The 19867-nt window shown below is 57.8% G+C and carries 6 protein-coding genes; 2 read left to right on the forward strand and 4 right to left on the reverse strand.

What is annotated here, in order from left to right; genetic code table 11:
- Positions 1–10879: hypothetical protein (locus NHH03_RS01510; RefSeq protein ID WP_253153951.1), on the reverse strand; the 10879-nt coding region annotated here is incomplete at its 3' end.
- Between the two features lie 631 nt (positions 10880–11510).
- Here NHH03_RS01510 and NHH03_RS01515 point away from each other — a divergent pair.
- Complete coding sequence (locus NHH03_RS01515) at positions 11511–12239, forward strand: hypothetical protein (protein WP_253153952.1); 729 nt, start codon at positions 11511–11513, stop codon at positions 12237–12239.
- Between the two features lie 139 nt (positions 12240–12378).
- Here the strand turns inward: NHH03_RS01515 and NHH03_RS01520 are convergent, their stop codons facing one another.
- Genes NHH03_RS01520 through NHH03_RS01530 form a run of 3 tightly spaced genes read right to left on the reverse strand, consistent with a single transcriptional unit; the run spans position 12379 to position 17564 of the window.
- The gene (locus NHH03_RS01520) at positions 12379–14595 is read right to left on the reverse strand and encodes a site-2 protease family protein (RefSeq protein ID WP_253153953.1); all 2217 of its coding nucleotides are present in this window, start codon (positions 14593–14595) and stop codon (positions 12379–12381) included.
- Between the two features lie 15 nt (positions 14596–14610).
- Complete coding sequence (locus NHH03_RS01525; RefSeq protein WP_253153954.1) at positions 14611–15531, reverse strand: efflux RND transporter periplasmic adaptor subunit; 921 nt, start codon at positions 15529–15531, stop codon at positions 14611–14613.
- Between the two features lie 41 nt (positions 15532–15572).
- The gene (locus tag NHH03_RS01530; RefSeq protein ID WP_253153955.1) at positions 15573–17564 is read right to left on the reverse strand and encodes an efflux RND transporter periplasmic adaptor subunit; all 1992 of its coding nucleotides are present in this window, start codon (positions 17562–17564) and stop codon (positions 15573–15575) included.
- Positions 17565–17749: 185 nt separating this feature from the next.
- On the opposite strand from NHH03_RS01530, the gene NHH03_RS01535 reads away from it, so the two are divergent.
- Entirely contained in the window at positions 17750–19852 is a 2103-nt protein-coding gene (locus tag NHH03_RS01535; protein WP_253153956.1) for a TolC family protein, read from the forward strand.
- The last annotated feature ends 15 nt before the right edge of the window (positions 19853–19867 follow it).

The following is a 19867-nucleotide window of genomic DNA, read 5'->3' on the forward strand; positions in this document are numbered from 1 at the left end:
CGCTGCTGCCGATCCCCGTGGCGGCTGACAGTGTCAATGTGCCGTCGGTGCGAGCATTGGTTTCGTTTGGTAATCCTGCATCGATGATTGCACCGTTTTGAGCCGTGGCGGCGATCGATCCGGTATCAGTTCCCAATGCATGATCGATCAGCTCCAAATTTCCCGTGGTCGCGGTCAATTCGATGGAGCCGGATCCGGTGTTGAGAATACTTTCACTCCCGGCCGAACCGGCGTTGAGCAACACGCTGGCGGCTTCGATCGAAATGATGGTTCCGTTTCCGCCGCCGACCAATTGCAGACCTGTCGCAACATCCAGCCCGCCGCCGGCGGTGATTTGGATGTCACCACCCACGGTCGATACCCCGTCGATTCCGTTACTGCCGGCACCGATCGTCAGGTCGTTTAACTCGCTGATGTAGATGCCGCCTGAGGCGGTGGTTTGTGCAGCCAAGGTGCCAATGTCGGTGTCGATGGCACCGTTGACGCCGGAGGTGCCGATGCCTGTCGCGGCAGACAATGTCAACGTTCCTGAGGTCGAGACATTGGTGGTTGTGTTGACGATGGATTCTAGGATTGCGCCGGCGCTTGCGGTGATGCTGACCGAACCGCTGTCGGTGCCGATGCCAAAATCTGGTAACAGCACATTGCCACTGGTCGCGGAGATCTCGACGGCGCCGGTTCCGGTGTTTCTCACGGTCTCGTTGCCGTCAGCGCCTTCGGCCAAGGTCACGCTGGCGGCCTGGATTGACACGGTCGTGCCATTGCCGCCACCGATCAAATGACTGCCCGTGTTCACGTCGACGGATCCGCTGGCATCCACCAATACGTTTGCGCCGCTAAGATCCGCATTGACGTCGAATGTTTCGCCCGTCAGTTCGATGTCTCCGCCGCCCGCGCTGACATCAGCGTTGATTTGAAAGAATCCGCTGCCGGATGAGATTTCAATGTCACCGTCTCCAGCGGTCGTCAGCCCCGCGACTCCATTGGCGCCCGTGCCAATCGACAGCCCGTCGTTTTCGGCGATGAAAATTCCGCCAGAGGAAGTTGTTTGCGCCGCCAATGCTTGGACGTTTGTATCGATCGCTGCTCCGGAAGCACCGCCAATCCCGGTTGCAGCCGACAAGGTCAAGGTGCCGGCAGTGGAGATATTGGTGTTCGTGTTGAGATCTGATTCGGTGATCGATCCGGACGTCGCAGTGATCAAGACGTCACCGAAGGTGCTCGTGATGGCGGCGTCCGACAAAACGATGTCTCCGGACGTGGCGACAAGAGTAACGTTTCCAGCAAAACCAGCATCAACATTGGAAACTTCAAGGCCGCCCGTCGAGCGGACTTCGATGTCGCCACCGGCTGTCTGAATCGTGGAGATCACGAGACCATCGGTGTCTTTGACATAGACACCGCCGCTGGCACTGGCGCTGAGCTGCGTGGCTTGAATGTCCAACGGTCCCGTACCATTGATCCCGGCACCACCGCTGGATCCGATCGCTCCACCGGCTGTCAGAACCAGCATCCCGTCAGCACTGATGTTGGTCGTGTTGTTCACACTGGATTCCAAAATCGATCCCACCGCGAGCAGGCTGACATCACCCGTGCCGCCGCTGATCGAATGGTCTGACAGCAGCAAATCAAACGTGTTGGCCGTCAATGCGATCGTGCCGGTGCCGCTGTTTTGAACCGTTGCATTGCCTGCACTGCCGGCCAAAAGAGTCAGATTGGTGGCGTCGATTGTGAGCGTCGTCCCGTCACCACCAGCGATCACCTGACTGCCCGCCGTGATCAGTAATTCGCCGGAGGCGTTCAGATCGATATCGCTGCCGATGATATCTGCGTCGATTTGGAACTCTGCCCCATTCAGCTGGACCGCTGCGTCGCCCGCATCGATCGCACTGTCAACTTGAAACAGGCCGCCACCACTGGTGATAATGATTTCAGCGTCATTGGTCGTCAGCCCACTGACGGTTCCACTTCCGATCGTCAGGTCATCCGATTCGTTGACGTAGATTCCGCCAGAGGTCGTTGATTGGGCCGCCAACGAGACGACATCGGTATCGATCGAGGCGATGCCACTGGAGCCGACGCCCGTTGCCGAGGAAAGGGTCAACAGGCCTCCGGCGGTGATGTTGATGTTTGAGCTGAGATTCGATTCCTCGATCAAACCATTGTCGGCAGCCACTGTGACGGCCGTGACGGCGACAACTGCATTGTCATTGAGCGTCACATTTCCGTTCTCGGCAACGATCGTTACCGCATCCGAACTGTCGATGTCGTTCACAACAATCGCCCCGGTCGAACGAATCGCGATCTCGCCGTCGACCGTGTCGATATCTGAGAGCGTTAACCCGCCGGTGTCATTCACATAGATTCCGCCGGAAACTATCGAATGTGCATTGAGTGATCCGACGCGAACGTCCAACGGTTGGTCACCCGATCCGCCGGATCCGATGCTGCCCTGTGCATTGAGTGTCAATTGTGCGGTGGTGCTAATGCTGATCGTATCGTTGGTGTTCGATTCCAAGATGGATCCCGCTGAATCGATCGAGACCAGTCCATCCACACCACCGATCGCGAAGTCACCCAAGGTAACATTGCCACCAATGGAAGTCACTGAAATGGACCCCGTGCCCTCGTTCCGCAAGGTTTCATTGCCGTCGCTTCCATCAGCCAGACTGATGCTGTTGGCCTCGATCGACAACACAGATCCATTTCCACCGGCGTTCAGATTGGCATCAATGTCAAGTGAATTAATGGCAGCGACGTCGATGTTGAACCCAGCAAGGTCAGCGTTCAAATCAAGGTTGTTGCCACTCAGTTGGATTGATCCGTTGCCCGCATCGATGACTTCATCGACCCGCAAGGTGCCGCTGCCAGAGCGAATCACAATGTCAGCGCTATTGGTCGTCAGCCCGGTGAGCGTTCCTGCACCGCTGCCGATGATGATGCCATCGGTTTCATTGATGTAGATTCCACCTGAGGTGGTCGCGGTGGCAGCCAAGGTGCCGACGTTGGTGTCAATCGCCCCGTCGCCCGAGGCGGTGCCGATGCCGGTGCCGGCGGAAAGGGTGAGTGTCCCCGAGGTGGTGACATTGGTGGCCGTGCCGGCGGTGGCTTCGCTGATCGATCCCGTATCGGCAATGATCGTGACCGCAGCGGTGCCGGCATTGATTCCAGCGTCTGCGAGGGTGATGTTGCCGGCGTTCGCGGTGTAGCTAAATTCTCGATTGGACGTGTTGTGTAGAACCGAGTTGATCGCGTGGTTGTCGTTGATGTCGATCAGATCGGCATTGTTGTAGTTGACATCGATGGTGCCAAATCCGGTGTTGCCGACGGTGATCGAAGTCGACGCGATGGTTTGCCCGGCCAGTTCTGTGATGTCAATCGCGCCGGCTGCGGTGTCGTCGATGACCAGGCTGGTGGCGCCGGCGAGTTCCAATGAATTGGTAGCCGATCCGATGGTTCCGGCGGTCAGCGAAATCTCCGCTTGATCGACATTAATCTCGGCAGTGCCCGTGGCCTGGGTGACAGTGATACTCTGCGTCCCCGCATCCAAGCTGACGTCACCACTGCCGCCACCAACCGCAAAATGATCCAATGCGATGTTGCCGGATCCGGCGATCAAGGTCACCGTTCCAGTGCCGGTGTTCTTGATCGTTTCGCTGCCGTCGGTTCCAGCACCAAGGGCCAGGCTGGCGGCATCGAGCGTCAGGCTGGTGCCGTTGCCACCGGCGATCACTTGGTTGCCTGTTCCGACCGTCAACGCTCCGCCCGCGGTGATTGCGACATCGCCATCGGTAGCGGTCGTCACACCCGCGGCGTCGATCGCCAGGTCATCGGTTTCGTTGATGTAAATCCCACCCGAAGTCGTCGTGGTTGCAGCCAGTGTGCCGACGTCGGTATCGATTGCGCCGTCACCAGTGGCCCCAATTCCGGTGGCCGCCGAGAGCGTTAAGACGCCTGAGGTGGTGACATTGGTGGTGGTGCCGGACGTGGATTCGCTGATCGATCCAGCTTGGGCCACAACCGTGACCGCAGCGGAGCCGGCGTTGATTCCGGCATCGGCAATTGTGATGTCGCCAGCAGTGGCGGTGTAGCTGAATTGACGATTGGCGGCGTTGTGCTGGACCGAGTCGATCGCATGGTCATCGCCGATGTTGATTTGATCGCCATTGTTGTAGTCAACGTCGATGCTGCCATAGCCGTCATCGCCGACGGTGAAGCTGGTCGCCAGGATGGTGTTGCCAGTGGTTTCACCGAGATAGATGTCGCCGGCCCCGGTGTCAGTGATCTCCAGTGCGGTAGCACCTGCGATTTCCAGCCGATTGCTGGCCGAACCGATCGCAGCGGCGGTCAGTGAAACCGTACCAGTGGATAAAATCTCGGCAGTTCCCGAAGCGTTGGAAACGGTGATGTCGCCGCTACCGGCGTCGAGTGTGACGGTGCCAGAGCCGGCGCCCACGGAGAAGTCACCGAGTTCGAAGGTGCCGTCCAGCGTGACTGTTCCGGTGCCGCTGTTACGAATGGTTTCGCTGCCGCTGCTGCCGTCTCCGAGCGTGATGTCATTGGCGGTGACCTGTAGTGCGGTGCCGCTGGCGATCACCTGCGCACCACTGGCAACATCCACTGACCCCGCCGCCGTGACGGTGACTTCGCCGCCCAGAACATCAGCGTCAATGTCAATGTGATTGCCATCGAGCGTGACCGCGCCGCTGCCGGCGTTGACCACCGCAGTGACCTGTAATGTCCCGCCGCCAGAGCTGACTGCGATGTCGCCATTGGTGGCCGTGCTCAAGCCGTTGACGCCGCCGGAACCGTTGCCGATGACCAGTCCATCGGCTTCGTTGATGTAGATTCCGCCGGAGAGGGTGGTGCTGGCAGCCAGCGTGTCCACGTCGGTATCCAAGCCGTTGGTGGTGGTGCCAATTCCAGTCGCGGCGACCAGTGTCAGCACACCGCTGCCGGTGATGTTCGTGGTCGTGCCACTGGACGCATCAAGGATCGCCCCCGCGGTGGCGGTGATGGTAACGTTTCCGTTGCCGCCATCAATGGCGTGGTTGGCGATGGTGAAATCGCCCGCGGTTTGCGTCAGAGCAATTTCACCGCTGCCACTGTTTTGCAGTGTTTCGTTCCCGTCGGTTCCCGCCGCCAAATTAATTGTGGAGGCAGTGATACTGAGCAGTGTGATCGAAGACAGTTGACTGGTCGCACCAACGTCAAAGCTGCCCGAGGCAGTGATGTCAATCGTGTCAGCTTGTATGGCAGCATTGATGTCAAATGTCTGGCCACTCAACGTCACCGTTTCCGTGCCGGCATCGATCGCTTGATCGATTTCAAACGTGCCAATTCCCGATGTGATGGTGATGTCAGCGTCTTGAGTGGTCAGTCCATTCACACCGCCTGCACCGCTGCCGATGATGATGCCATCGTTTTCATTGATGTAGATTCCACCCGAGGTGGTCGCGGTGGCAGCCAAGGTGCCGACGTTGGTGTCAATCGCCCCGTCGCCCGAGGCGGTGCCGATGCCGGTGCCAGCGGAAAGGGTGAGTGTCCCCGAGGTGGTGACATTGGTGGCCGTGCCGGCGGTGGCTTCGCTGATCGATCCCGTATCGGCAATGATCGTGACCGCAGCGGTGCCGGCATTGATTCCAGCGTCTGCGAGGGTGATGTTGCCGGCGTTCGCGGTGTAGCTAAATTCGCGATTGGACGTGTTGTGTAGAACCGAGTTGATCGCGTGGTTGTCGTTGATGTCGATCAGATCGGCATTGTTGTAGTTGACATCGATGGTGCCAAATCCGGTGTTGCCGACGGTGATCGAAGTCGACGCGATGGTTTGCCCGGCCAGTTCTGTGATGTCGATCGCGCCGGCTGCGGTGTCGTCGATGACCAGGCTGGTGGCGCCGGCGAGTTCCAATGAATTGGTAGCCGATCCGATGGTTCCGGCGGTCAGCGAGAGCTCCGCTTGATCGACGTTAATCTCGGCAGTGCCCGTAGCCTGAGTGACAGTGATACTCTGCGTCCCCGCATCCAAGCTGACGTCACCACTGCCGGCACCAACCGCAAAATGATCCAATGCGATGTTGCCGGATCCGGCGCTCAAGGTCACCGTTCCAGTGCCGGTGTTCTTGACCGTTTCGCTGCCATCGGTTCCAGCGCCAAGGGCCAGGCTGGCGGCATCGATCGTCAGGCTTGTGCCGTTGCCACCGGCGATCACTTGGATGCCTGTTCCGACCGTCAACGCTCCGCCCGCGGTGATTGCGACATCGCCATCGGCAGCGGTCGTCACACCCGCGGCGTCGATCGCCAGGTCATCGGTTTCGTTGATGTAAATCCCACCCGAGGTCGTCGTGGTTGCAGCCAGTGTGCTAACGTCGGTGTCAATTGCGCCGTCACCAGTGGCCCCGATTCCGGTGGCTGCCGAGAGCGTTAAGACGCCTGAGGTGGTGACATTGGTGGCGGTGCCGGACGTGGATTCGCTGATCGATCCAGCTTGGGCAACAACCGTGACCGCAGCGGAGCCGGCGTTGATTCCGGCATCGGCAATTGTGATGTCGCCAGCGGTGGCGGTGTAGCTGAATTGACGATTGGCGGCGTTGTGCTGGACCGAGTCGATCGCATGGTCATCGCCGATGACGATTTGATCGGCGTTGTTGTAGTCAACGTCGATGCTGCCATAGCCGTCATCGCCGACGGTGAAGCTGGTCGCCAGGATGGTGTTGCCAGTGGTTTCACCGAGATAGATGTCGCCGGCCCCGGTGTCAGTGATCTCCAGTGCGGTAGCACCTGCGATTTCCAGCCGATTGCTGGCCGAACCGATCGCAGCGGCGGTCAGTGAAACCGTACCAGTGGATAAAATCTCGGCTGTTCCAGATGCGTTGGGGACGGTGATGTCGCCGATACCGGCGTCGAGTGTGACGGTGCCGCTGCCGGCGTTGACGACTGCCGCGACCTGCAATGTCCCGCCGCCAGAGCTGACTTCGATGTCCCCATTAGTCGCAGTGCTCAAGCCGTTGACGCCGCCAGAACCGTTGCCGATGACCAGTCCATTGGCTTCATTGATGTAGATTCCGCCGGAGAGGGTGGTGCTGGCGGCCAGCGTGTCCACGTCGGTATCCAAGCCGTTGGCGGTGGTGCCAATTCCAGTCGCGGCGACCAGCGTCAGCACACCGCTGCCGGTGATGTTTGTGGTAATGTCGTCGGACGCATCAAGGATCGCCCCCGCGGTGGCAGTGATGGTAACGTTTCCGTTGCCGCCATCAATGGCGTGATTGGCGATGGTGAAATCGCCCGCGGTTTGCGTCAGAGCAATTTCACCGCTGCCACTGTTTTGCAGTGTTTCATTCCCGTCGGTTCCCGCCGCCAGGTTGATCGTGGAGGCAGTGATACTGAGCAGTGTGATCGAAGACAGTTGACTGGTCGCACCAACGTCAAAGCTGCTTGAAGCAGTGATATCAATCGTGTCCGCTTGCACCTGATCCTGAATGTCAAACATTTCTCCGACCAGGGTCACGGTTTCCGTGCCGGCATCGATCGCTTGATCGATTTCAAACGTGCCACTTCCCGATGTGATGGTGATGTCAGCGTCTTGAGTGGTCAGTCCATTCACACCGCCTGCACCGCTGCCGATGATGATGCCATCGGTTTCATTGATGTAGATTCCACCCGAGGTGGTCGCGGTGGCAGCCAAGGTGCCGACGTTGGTGTCAATCGCCCCGTCGCCCGAGGCGGTGCCGATGCCGGTGCCAGCGGAAAGGGTGAGCGTTCCCGAGGTGGTGACATTGGTGGCCGTGCCGGCGGTGGCTTCGCTGATCGATCCCGCATCGGCAATGATCGTGACCGCAGCGGAGCCGGCATTGATTCCAGCGTCTGCGAGGGTGATGTTGCCGGCGTTCGCGGTGTAGCTAAATTCGCGATTGGACGTGTTGTGTAGAACCGAGTTGATCGCGTGGTTGTCGTTGATATCGATCAGATCGGCATTGTTGTAGTTGACATCGATGGTGCCAAATCCGGTGTTGCCGACGGTGATCGAAGTCGACGCGATGGTTTGCCCGGCCAGTTCTGTGATGTCAATCGCGCCGGCTGCGGTGTCGTCGATGACTAGGCTGGTGGCGCCGGCGAGTTCCAATGAATTAGTAGCCGATCCGATGGTTCCGGCGGTCAGCGAGATCTCCGCTTGATCGACATGAATCTCGGCAGTGCCCGTAGCCTGAGTGACAGTGATACTCTGCGTCCCCGCGTCGAGCGACACGTCACCACTGCCGCCACCAACCGCAAAATGATCCAATGCGATGCTGCCGGAACCGGCGGTCAGGGCCACCGTTCCAGTGCCGGTGTTCTTGATCGTTTCGCTGCCGTCGGTTCCAGCACCAAGAGTCAGGCTGGCGGCATCGAGCGTCAGGCTGGTGCCGTTGCCACCGCCCAGTACTTGGTTGCCAGACCCGACCGTTAACGCTCCGCCCGCGGTGATTGCGACATCGCCATCGGCAGCGGCCGTCACACCCGCGGCGTCGATCGCCAAGTCATCGGTTTCGTTGATGTAAATCCCACCCGAAGTCGTCGTGGTTGCAGCCAGTGTGCTGACGTCCGTGTCGATTGCGCCGTCACCAGTGGCCCCGATTCCGGTGGCCGCCGAGAGCGTTAAGACGCCTGAGGTGGTGATTTTGGTGGCGGTGTTTTCAGTTTGTTCGACGATTGACCCGGCGGTAGTGGTGATGGACACATTGCCTGTTCCGGCGTCAATGGCGCCATCTTCCAGGGTGATGTTGTCGGCGGAGATGGAAACGTCGCCGCTTCCGTCGACGTCGTCGACCAGCAAGTCGCCGATGGATGCGATCGCGATCGCTCCCGATTGTCCTTGGGCAGTCAGTGTGGTTGCTGAGACACGGATAGGTGACGCGAAGCTGCCGATCGCACCGGTGCTGTTCGTCGCGGAATTTGAGATCTGCAGTGAAACGCTGGTCGCCGTGATCAGGGAGTCATCCGAGGCACGTAGGATGTCGCTTCCTGCGGTGATCCCATCGTTGGTGATCACCACCTCGGCGGTACCGGCGTCCAAACCTTCCAGCGTGATGTCACCGGAATCTTTGTCGGTGCCTCCGACGCCGGTCGACATCGTGATCGAAATATTGTGGTCGTTGGTGTCGATCAGAACGCCGTTGTTCATCGTGAACGCTGCCGCACCGGTGTCTCGTTGTCCTGCGATCGCCCCGCTGTCGTTCGCGGTTGCGGTGAAGGAACCATTGAGCGTTAGATTCTGTTCGAGAATGATCGAACGACCCGCTTGAAGAATCAGTCCATGCGAGTTGGGGTTAAGGGACGCATTCACTGCGACCGTGAAGGTAATGTCATTGTTGGCCTGTAGAACAACATCCGCGGAATTCAGTGCCAGGGTCAACACGGCTGCATTGAGTTCAACATCCGCGCTTGGCGTGTCTGCGAAAGCATCGACGTCAGCGGTTGTCGTCGCGTTGACTGTATTGGAGACGGTGATATTTTTGGGATCCAACAGCAGCGTTCCCACGTCTCCTTTGGTGGCACGCAGATCGGTGGATCCTTGATAGACCAATGCACTGCGTCCCGAAACCTCTGCCATTCCGCCGTCACCGGCAAGCAGCCCGCCGGTGGCGCTGATGGTGCCGTAGAACCGAGTGACGTCATCCGCCCAAACGATGACTTTGCCGCCATCACCGGCAGTGATTGCGTCGGCCAGCACGACCGCGTCGGCGCCGATGAAGGTTCGTTCGGAGTTGACCAGTGTTTCTGACTGACCTTGGTAATCGCCACCGATCAAGACTGCGCCACCGGCGGCATCACCGGACGCATTGATCATGGCTTGGTCGAACAGTCCGACGTGTCGCCCCAACACCTGAACCTGGCCGCCGCTTTGTCCGCTTTCATCGTTTGAGACGTCGATCGTGCCACGGACGATGGTCAGACCCGACGGACCGCTGTCTAGCGAGACCGATCCGCCTTGGGATCGGATCGATCCGTCGACTTCGATGTTGCCTGCTGTCGCGTCTAGGTCACCCGTTCCCAAATCATTCTGGCCGACGATCTGAAATTGATCGGTCGCATCGCCACGAAAAACAAAGTCGGCGTCGAACGAGGCATCCAAACCACCGAGAGTGACTTGATCAACATCCGCGTCACCATCGAGATCGTCTCCGTCGCTGGTGACGATTTGCAACTGTTCGGTCGGATTGGTGAAGGTCAACAAGAACCCGTCAGCAGATCCCGAGTCGTTGTCGCGACTGACTTCGATCTGGCTGGATCCTGACGCGTTGGCGTCGCTGATGTTGAGCGTGTCATTACCGCCGCCGACTTGCAGTTCAAAACGGCCGGTCGAGAGTTGCTGGTCAAACTGTTCGATTCCCTGGTAGCCGACCGATGATTCCGCGCTGCCCGAATGCAAGCTGACATTCCCGCTTCCGGGTTGGCTGATCGCGTGAATCAACGATTCAATGTGCTCGGCCGTGATGATACGGACCGAGTCGACTCCTTCACCGCCTTCGATCTTCAGATTCAGATCCGCCAATAGTCCGTCACCTAGATCGGCGACAACGGAATCTTGGTCGGAAGAGCCACGGATGGTGATCGAGTCCAATTCGCTAAGCGATGCGCTGCGGATCAATTCACCGTTGACAGAAAAGTCGACTTGATCTTGGTTGACCTGAATATGAAACGAATCGGCTTGACCGTCATCGGCGGCATCACCGGCATCGATCACCAATTCGCTGGTGACGCCGTCTCCATTGAGGACGCGGCGTGTTTCCAAACGGGTGATGGCGAGATCGGGAACCAAGTCTCGGCGCAGCCGTTTGCCGCGCTGATTGCTCTGCGGCACGCAGCTTGCGACAAGCTCTCGGATCCACTGGGACAACTTCATAGATTTGATCTCGATCTCGATGGGTGCAGCCAATGGTCCGGCCACGACATTGGGAATCCGATTCCCGGTTTCGATTATAGCTGCCAGTCGCAATCTGGCGGTTCTGAAACCGCTGCGACTCTGATCACTGGCACCAGGCGGAATGCCGACAAAAACAATTCATTGCCGATGACTGCTGCAACCTTTAGAACCCTACCATGCGTCCGGTTGAACCCACCGTTTCTGGCACAATTCAGCCCCATCGCACTGAGTTACTTTCGGTACAGACGGATTAGTTTCCCAGGCACCCGTGGCGATTCGTTCGTCTTCGTTGACAATCGCAGTCGTATGATCAAATTGATCGGGATGTAGGGGTCCTGCCATTTTATTAGTCCAGACGCAGAAATTGAAGAGCCAACCGGGGCCGCGTCGAAGCGATAAATCAGTGCAACGAGTGTATGCCATCTATTCGATTCCATTCGAACGTCCGTCAGCAGGAAGCTCGGCAGGCAATACACATGACACGTTGATTTAATCGTTGAAGGAAAGTGAACACCTAAGGTTCGATTCCATGGATGCCCGGTTCAATCCGAGATTGTTGTTGACCGCCACGGCCGCTGTCTGCCTGTGGTCAGCCCCCGAGTCTCGATCCATGCAAGCGCAAGACTACATCGCGCCAGAGCATTGGGAAACGCCAGCGATCGTGCAGTTGGCACCCGAGATTCAAATGGCAAACTTTGTGAACGGCCCGGAAGATCGTCCGGTCGTCGTGCACGAATTGGTGGTCATGGTTGACGACGACCAAGCATTGCCGCAGCCAAGGCCGGCTGCTGGTGGGCCTGTGTTAGACGATCCGAGTGCGCCCTTTGTTCCCGTGCCACGTCGTGAATTGGCTGCGCCGCTTCCAGAACAGGATTCCGCTGCGAATCTGGAATCAATCGAAGTCCGCCAAGCGGCGCCGAGTCCGATGCCGGCGGCCCGCCAACAGGTGGCCCGACGATCCGAGCGGCCTTGGTTGGACATTCGCCCCCGCGGCGTGGCACCGGATGCGACCACGCTGTTGCCCGCAGATCAGTTGCCGCCGGACACCAGCGGAATGCCATTGCCACCACAAACGCCACAATTGGTTCAACTGTATCAAGCGGATTTGAAACTATGCGATATTTGGGCCGGAGCTTCGTTCTGTCACCAACCGCTGTATTTCGAAGACCAAAATCTGGAGCGCTTGGGCACCACAGGCCGCTGCCTACAGTGCTGTCCACCGCTGCACTCGGCGGTTGATTTTGTTTGGAGCACAGGGACGCTGCCGATCAGCGTCATCCTACAACGACCCTGCAGTTGTGTTCCCAGTGGATACAAAGCTCCACGGTTTCAATTCTAAGGATCGCCCGAACAATCTCTACCGTAGCTGATCCCGCCAGGGTTCAGTCGGCAAGCTTTATCGTAGCTGATCCCGCCAGGGTTCAGTCCGGTCGGAACTCTGCCGGGGCCCCCTACAAAAACCACCAAACCAGCCTGTCTTAGATCACGGGTTTAAACGTGCGGGCGAGAAAACGTTGCACGCGGGTGCGTAGTGGTTGCCAATCGACGGCAATTTTTGCTTTCCCACGCACACCGATCACCATCGGAACCTCTGTCGGGTCCAAACGCACATAGGCTTTGTACGAGGTCTGTTCGGGACGGCGGACACCGGACGGATCGACACGGTTGGCCAATTGTTGGTCGACGCCCAATTCCGTCGGCACGCTTTCAATGTTGATTCGCGCGACTTCTCGAATCGTTCCCTGAATCACGCTGCCGCCGGCGGTTTCCAGCAGCAGCGACACCCGCTGATTCTGATGCACATAGGGTATATCCGCTTGGTCGATATAGACAACGGCTTCAAATTGGTCCGGTTGTCCGATCATGCAATACAGTGTCTTGCGCTCGAGCAGGGAACCCAAGTTCTGACGGTCCAGCGGTGAACCACTCCAGACGCCCAACTCTTGATCCGTTTGCGAGACAAGCTGGACACTTGGGGGCGGCAGGATTTGACCCGCGACGGGCGCGGTCAAGGCCAACGCCGCTTCGTCGTTTTCCAACTGCCGCAGTCGCTGTTGCAAATCCAACAAAATCTGTTTGGCTGCGGGCAATTGCGCCGCGACCTGATCATCTTGTGTACGCATCGATTCCAAGTTTCGCAGCCGTAGTTGTTGGCTGAGCACCTGGCCGTGGACCTTCTCCAAGTCACGTTGGATATCAATGTTCTCCAGCCGTGCCAGCGGATCACCCGGTTGAACTGATGCGCCGACACCGATCGATTCACGCAGTGTTCCCGGTACAGAAACATAGACACGTCGCGCATCGAGCGGTTCAATCATCACCGGTGCCGCGATCCGACAAGGCAGCGGGACCCAGCAGCAGCCTGCGATCAGTGCACCCAGCAATCCCATCGAAAATACGATCCGCTTGGGTTTGATTCTTCGACGAAACACAGGGTCTGTCATCATTCGCCACAACACATTGATCGGACCCGAACAAACACCCACCAACAATAGGATCGCCAAAGCCTGGGCCAGGAACAACAATCCATGCGGTTTGCAAATTCGATAGACCAGGTACAAGATCGATGCCAACACCAACACGCGGTAGGCTGTCGATGCGATCGCATAGACCAGTAGCATACCTGAGTGATTGCCGAGTGACATCGAGTTGCCCGGTTCGATTCCCAGCACCCAGCGGTACAGCAAACGTTGTAGCCGCGCACGGGAATCTTGCCACAGGTTGGGCAATTCGAGCGCATCGGACAAGACGTAGTATCCGTCATAGCGCAAGAGCGGGTTGCCATTGAGCAACAGTGTGCCCACCGAGCAGATCAGCATCACGTTCAAACAAACCGTGTTCAAAAGTCCCGGTGCACTGAACCACCACATCAGGGCGCAGAGTGCTGCCAGCACGACTTCGACAAGGATCCCCGCGGAACTGATTGCCACCCGGTGCCAACGGTTTGGCAACTTCCAGGCATCGGTCACATTGCAATACAAACAGGGGGTGAATACCAAAAACATCACTCCCAGTTCATGACAATGCCCGCCATAGTGTTTGCAGGCGATCGCGTGGCCGATCTCGTGGATGACTTTGGTCAATGCCAGCGCGATGGCGAGACAAATCAAATTGCCGGGGCTGAGCAATCCGTTGACTTCCGCCAAGCGTGTGCCGAAGCCGTGTAGGTTGCTCAGCATCACGGTCAACGCGATCAAGACCAACGCGATGCAGGCGGCGGCCATCGTCGGGGTGAACACCCACCACAGTTTCGGATACAGCCAATTGAGAAAACGCGCCGGATCGATGCCGGGCAACCGGATCGCCAACGGATTGGCTAGCGAGGAAGTCCAATCGGATCGTTGCTGACGCCGGTGACGCAGCAGCAACTGTTCCCCTTGGCCGGGAACATCCGAAAGCACCAATCCATTGCGGTGCAACCCGGCGACAAACGCATGCAGTTTGCTGACGGTCATTCGCTGGGGGGCGAATTGTTTTTCAAACCGAGTCTTCAATTGTTCGAGTGTGGTGTTGCCATCGAGCCATTGCAGGATCGCAAACTCTTCTTCGCGGAACTGAAAGTACCGTAGCGACATCGGATCTTTGATCACCCACACGCGCCGCGAACGACGCCGTTGGGGATAGATTTCCAGATCGAACCGCCGACGCAGTTGCAATGGATTCAGGTGCGATTCTTGCTGTCTCTGACGCGTCACCACAGTCAAAACCCGTCAATCGGTGGCGATCGTCATTTTGGCGCGTAACCCCGGACGCAGGTGACCCTGCGGGTTTTCGACTTCGGCCCAAACGCGAACTTGGCCGTTGACCGGATCGATCTCGGGGCTGACAAAGACGATCTTGCCCGAATACCGCTGGCTGAGTTTGTCGCCCAAATCGGGTGTGACGGTGACCGGTTTACCGCGCAGGTCTTCCACGACGTCGCTGGCACGAACGAATCCCTCGGCACGCAACCGGTCGGTGCGGACGATGCGAAAGATCTGTTCGCCGGGTTTGACCCATTCGCCGGGGTGGTGCAAGACATTGACAACGACGCCACTGAGCGGCGCAAAAATTTTACGAACGTCGACATTTCGTTCGGCGAGCGCCAGATCGTTGGCGGTCAGGTTTTTGCGAATGTCGGCTTGTTCCAATTTGCGTTTGGCGAGTTCCAATTCCAGAGCGGCCTGTTCGGCGTCCAAGCGGGCTTTTTCCAATTCTGATTCCGAGACGCTGCGCGGTTGGGCTTGGTCGGCACGCGAGAGACGCTGGTAGTGGGCTTGCGCATAGATCCCCGCTTTCGTGGCTGATCGAATCGCCACGTCATCGTTGGCTTCATGGCTGGCGATGGCATGTTCGTACTTGGCACGCTGACGTTCCAGTTCGGCTTCGGTGTCATCAATTCGGGCCAACAAATCGCCTTTTTTGACCACTGCTCCCTCGTCGGCATCAATTTCAATCAACGAACCGATCGCACGGGCGGGCACATCGACTTGATCGATCAGTCGAATCAAGACGGAATCGGCTTCGATGTCTTCGCCGTGCGTTGATTGACAACAACATGCCAGAACAAGACCAGCGATCAAGGATGAATACAGATGCAAATTCAGAATCTTTGCGGCGTCAGACGTGAGAGCGTCAAGGTTTCGGTTCATGTCGAATTCAACAGGGAGGATTCGTCAGGTTCGGAAGGGATTTAGAAAAACAGCCAGGCACGAATTGTCTGGAAAATGTCATGCAGCCAGACGAAGCCGAGAGAATGCTGTCCACAGTCAATTTTGGCGTAGATGGTCGCGCCAGGTCGCAGCATTTTGATCGCGGTTTTCGGCACGGTGACTTCGGCCCGAGTTGCGGCCTGGCCCTCGTCGGTCACCTCCGTCCGCCCGGCCATCTTCAGCAACTTGCCACGGTAGGTCGTTGCCCGGCCGGTCGCCAACGCAAACGTCACGTCCAGTGGTTGTTCCTGGGCACGTTGGGCTTGGATGACATGTCCGATTTGACGATCGGGCACGTCAAGTTCCAAAATCCAGGGACCACTTAGATCGGCCACGCTAACCAACAATTGCCCGCGCTGGACCGGTCGGTCGGCCAACAGTTCTTGAGGGTTCCAGGTCAGCAACTGTCCGGTGATCGGACTGCGGACATTCAAAAATTCACGTTGTTGTTTGACTAAATCAATCTGGGTTTGCTGGCTGTCCAATTGTAGTTTCAATTCCTGTTCTTCGGCCGCCAGCTGTCCGGGATAGCGGTCGCTGGCGTTGTCATTGCCACTTTGCACGCGCGCCGATGCAACTGCCAGCAACTTTTTTTGGATGGTCTGGTAGTCACCCTGCAATCGCTGCAGTTCCAATTCCAGTTGTCGGCTACGAAGAACCACCAACACCTGGTCAGCGACCACCTCTTCATCGTGGCCGCTGTTGACTTCCACCACTTCGCCATCCAGCGGCGCGTACAGATGTCGTTGAATCGCGGGTTGGATTTCACCCTGGGCGTCGATTCGCAGCGTCGCCGGGATCAGCCACAACGCCAGCCCCGCCAGTAAAGCGATGGCGGTAGCGATCAATAGCTTTCGCCCCTGCATCTGACCGGCGCGCTGGCCACGGCGGACCCAGCGGGCCAGTGACAATAGCGGCAACGTGTCATATTCGACGGCATTGCGCAGCGCTGAACTCGCTAAATTGGCAACCCGTGTGGTTCGTTCTTCGCTGCCAGCATCCTCGCTGCCCTCGAACCGTTCCAAAATCAACATGCCGATCAATTCACCCGTTTGCTGCGGTGGCGTCTGCGAGGACGAGAGCAGGGGAATGACATCGATGGATTGGGAATGGGATTCATCGGAAAATTCGCAAACCGGTTGTTCCAGTTGCGGCGGCATCGCGTCGGTCTGGCCACGGTAGCGCAGCCACTGGCCGGACGGTGCGACAGCGGCAGCCAGCGATTCCATCGCTCGGACCAGATTCGAACGTCGCTGAAAACTGTCAACGCCACTGATCGCCAGCGTTTGCATTTGGCCACGACGGGGGATCAGTAAACTGGCACGATCGCAACCGATAAATAAACGTCCGTCGTTGACCAGTTGATAGGCCGTGTCCTGAAGATCCAAACTGGCGTGCGCACGTTGCGACAGGATTTCGTACTGTTGCCAGCGATCGGTCGCTTGCTTGTAATCGTTCAATTGTTGGCGGCGTAAAAAATCGCCCGTCAATTCGCCGACCATTGCCAACAGTCGCTCATTGCCCAACAGGGTGGCGTCGTTGGTGGCGGCCGGCTGGGTGACTTCGATCGTGCCGACGACGTCGCGATCGAGCTGAATCGGGACGGCAATCCAGATCTGATCGGATTGTTGTTGCGCCGGACTGGATTGGGGTTTCCCGGAATGAATGACCGCCTGCAGAAATCGCGTGTGCGGCGCGCTGCAGTCAACCTCAGCCGGGTTGAGCTGGGCGTGTTGGTCGACGTGACAAACCGGTTGCAGTTCCGATTGCTGGCCGACGACCCATAACGACGCCGAGTGGGCGGCCAGTAATTCCACGGTTTGGCGCAGCGATTGGCTGGCAAATTCCGCCAGTGAATGGGATGACTGGGAAAGCTCGGAAATCTCGGCAACAAACTGCTCGATTTCGCTCCAGCTTTCGTCGCAGTCGCCGCTGGGTGACATCGCACTATTTGACAATTTCTGTCGACCCATCGAAGTCAAAGGAGGAAAGCCAGGGAACCTACTACGAATGAAACGAAAATAGCGTTCCTAACAAAAATTACGTTTATTCCAGCTGCCAGCCTGCCGATGGTAAGCAAAGTGTCATTCTGGGAACCACGTGACCAGCATCCTACCACGTAAGCACTCGAAACCGCTACGGAAACACAGTTCGCTCCATGACGGCAAGATACATCTCTACCTGGAGCGTTTCGGCGATCGCGTTGACCCTATTGGTGGGTTGTGCGACGGGGCTATCGGTCCCGACCGCTGACTTGGCAAACATGATGGCCGAAGTCGAGGTGGTCGGACCGGCGGAGAGTGAAGTCATCGCCGATGTCGGTCGACAAGGTTCTTTGTCGCCGTTTTCCATTCGCGGAAGTGAATCGCCACAGTGGAAGCCGCCCGAGTCTTGGGAGCTGACAATTGATGAAGCGATCCAGATCGCGCTGGCCAATTCGACGGTGCTCCGCAGTCTAGGCGCCCGTGTGATTCAAACCCCCGGATTGACTCCCACGATCTATGGGCCGGCGATCCAAGCGACCAATCCGACCGCTGGTATCGAAGCAGCGCTCAGCGAATTTGATGCCCGGCTCAACGGTAATATTTACTACGAAGACAACGATCGTGTGCTGAACAATGAATTCGTTGGCGGCGGGGTGAACTTTTTTCACCAAGACCTGACGCGGATGGAATCCAGTCTCAGTAAACGAGCGGCCACCGGCACGCTGTTCACGCTGCGACAGAATTTTGACGCCGACCTGAACAACTCCGATCGCAACCTATTGCCAGGACGCGCCTGGGACTGGAATTTTGAGGGCGAGATCAGCCAGCCTTTGCTTCAGGGACGCGGCGTGATGTTCAATCGCATCGCCGGTCCGAATGCAACGCCCGGCGTTTATAACGGTGTGATCATCGCCCGCTTGAATGCCGACATCACCGTCGCCCAGCTCGAGATCGCACTGCGGAATTTCTTGAGTGATGTCGAGAATGCGTACTGGGATTTGCATTTTGCCTATGCCGATTTGCAAATCAAAACCAAGGCGCGTGACCGCAGCTTGAACACCTATCGATTGTTGCAAGCTCGCAGCGAATTGCCGGGGGCAGAAAAAGACAAATTGGCACAGGCCAAAGAGCAGTACTTCCGTTTCGAGGAAGACGTTCAAAATGCGCTCGCCGGTCGGTTGTTGTTTGGCACACGCGCGTTCAACGGCAGTGGCGGCGGAACATTCCAGGGCACCGGCGGTGTTTATGTCGCCGAGCGGCGATTGCGAATGATCATGGGAGTCCCGATCAACGACGGTCGACTGATCCGTACCGCCAGCGAGCCCACCGACGTACCCGTCACCTTTGACTGGAATGATCTGGTATCCAATGCACTTGCGCGTCGAACCGAACTGCGCAGCCAGCGGTTGCTGGTCGACAAACGCGAGTTTGAATTGGTTGCCAGTCGGAATTTCTTGTTGCCGCGTTTGGATGCCGTCGGTCGCTATCGCTATCGAGGACTCGGTGAAGGACTGTTTGACCGCAACATCCCACTGAACAACGCCGCGGTGGGATCGGACACTCACGAATGGTTGATGGGCTTGAGTCTGTCCTATCCGGTTGGGTTCCGCCAAGCGTTTTCCGCAGTCCGAAACGCCCAGCTGGAACTGGCCCGTGAGCGAGCCATGTTGACCGAACTGGAGCGACAGGTCGTCTACGGACTCAGCAATGCCATCTCAGAAACCGACCGTGCCTATTCGGTCCTGCGAGTCGCGATCAGTCGCACCAACGCGGCTGAAGAACAATACGAAATCTTGAACGGCGAAGCCCAGGCGCCGGTGCGACAATTCGACTTCAACGCGTTGTTGGATGCGGAACAACGATTTGCTGAAGCCGCCACGGCGGCCAATCGCGCCCGAGTCCAATACGCTCTGGCAACAAAAAATTTAAATTTCGAGATGGGTGCATTGCTGGAATACTTCAATATTCATCTCACCGAAGACCAGGGTTTGCTCGCAACGACGACGGCTCAGTCCACCGAGACGACGATCGGTAACGTGGTGTCTCAAATCACCTCGCCCCTGGAGAAATTCTCTCCCGATCATCGATCTGGACCCGCCTCGCAATTTGACGCGGATGATCCCGAGCAATCCGCTACCGAGACCGGTGCTGCGGAGTCCACTATGATCGGCGAAGATTTGATCAACGAGATCATTGAACGCGAGCTCGCAGCGGGCGAGACCATCGTCAGCCGCAGCGAAAGTGATCCGCCCATTGCGTCACCCTCGGATCGGTAGTCTATCCTCGTTATC

Origin of the sequence: Stieleria tagensis, from assembly GCF_024129865.1 — a bacterium.
Taxonomy (GTDB): Bacteria; Planctomycetota; Planctomycetia; order Pirellulales; family Pirellulaceae; genus Stieleria; species Stieleria tagensis.

What these genes read in the sequence shown, in the direction of transcription:
- NHH03_RS01525 (WP_253153954.1), bottom strand. Translation starts at nt 15,531, where the DNA reads ATGAACCGAAACCTTGACGCTCTCACGTCTGACGCCGCAAAGATTCTG.
- NHH03_RS01530 (WP_253153955.1), bottom strand. Translation starts at nt 17,564, where the DNA reads ATGGGTCGACAGAAATTGTCAAATAGTGCGATGTCACCCAGCGGCGAC.
- NHH03_RS01515 (WP_253153952.1), top strand. Translation starts at nt 11,511, where the DNA reads ATGCAAGCGCAAGACTACATCGCGCCAGAGCATTGGGAAACGCCAGCG.
- NHH03_RS01535 (WP_253153956.1), top strand. Translation starts at nt 17,750, where the DNA reads ATGACGGCAAGATACATCTCTACCTGGAGCGTTTCGGCGATCGCGTTG.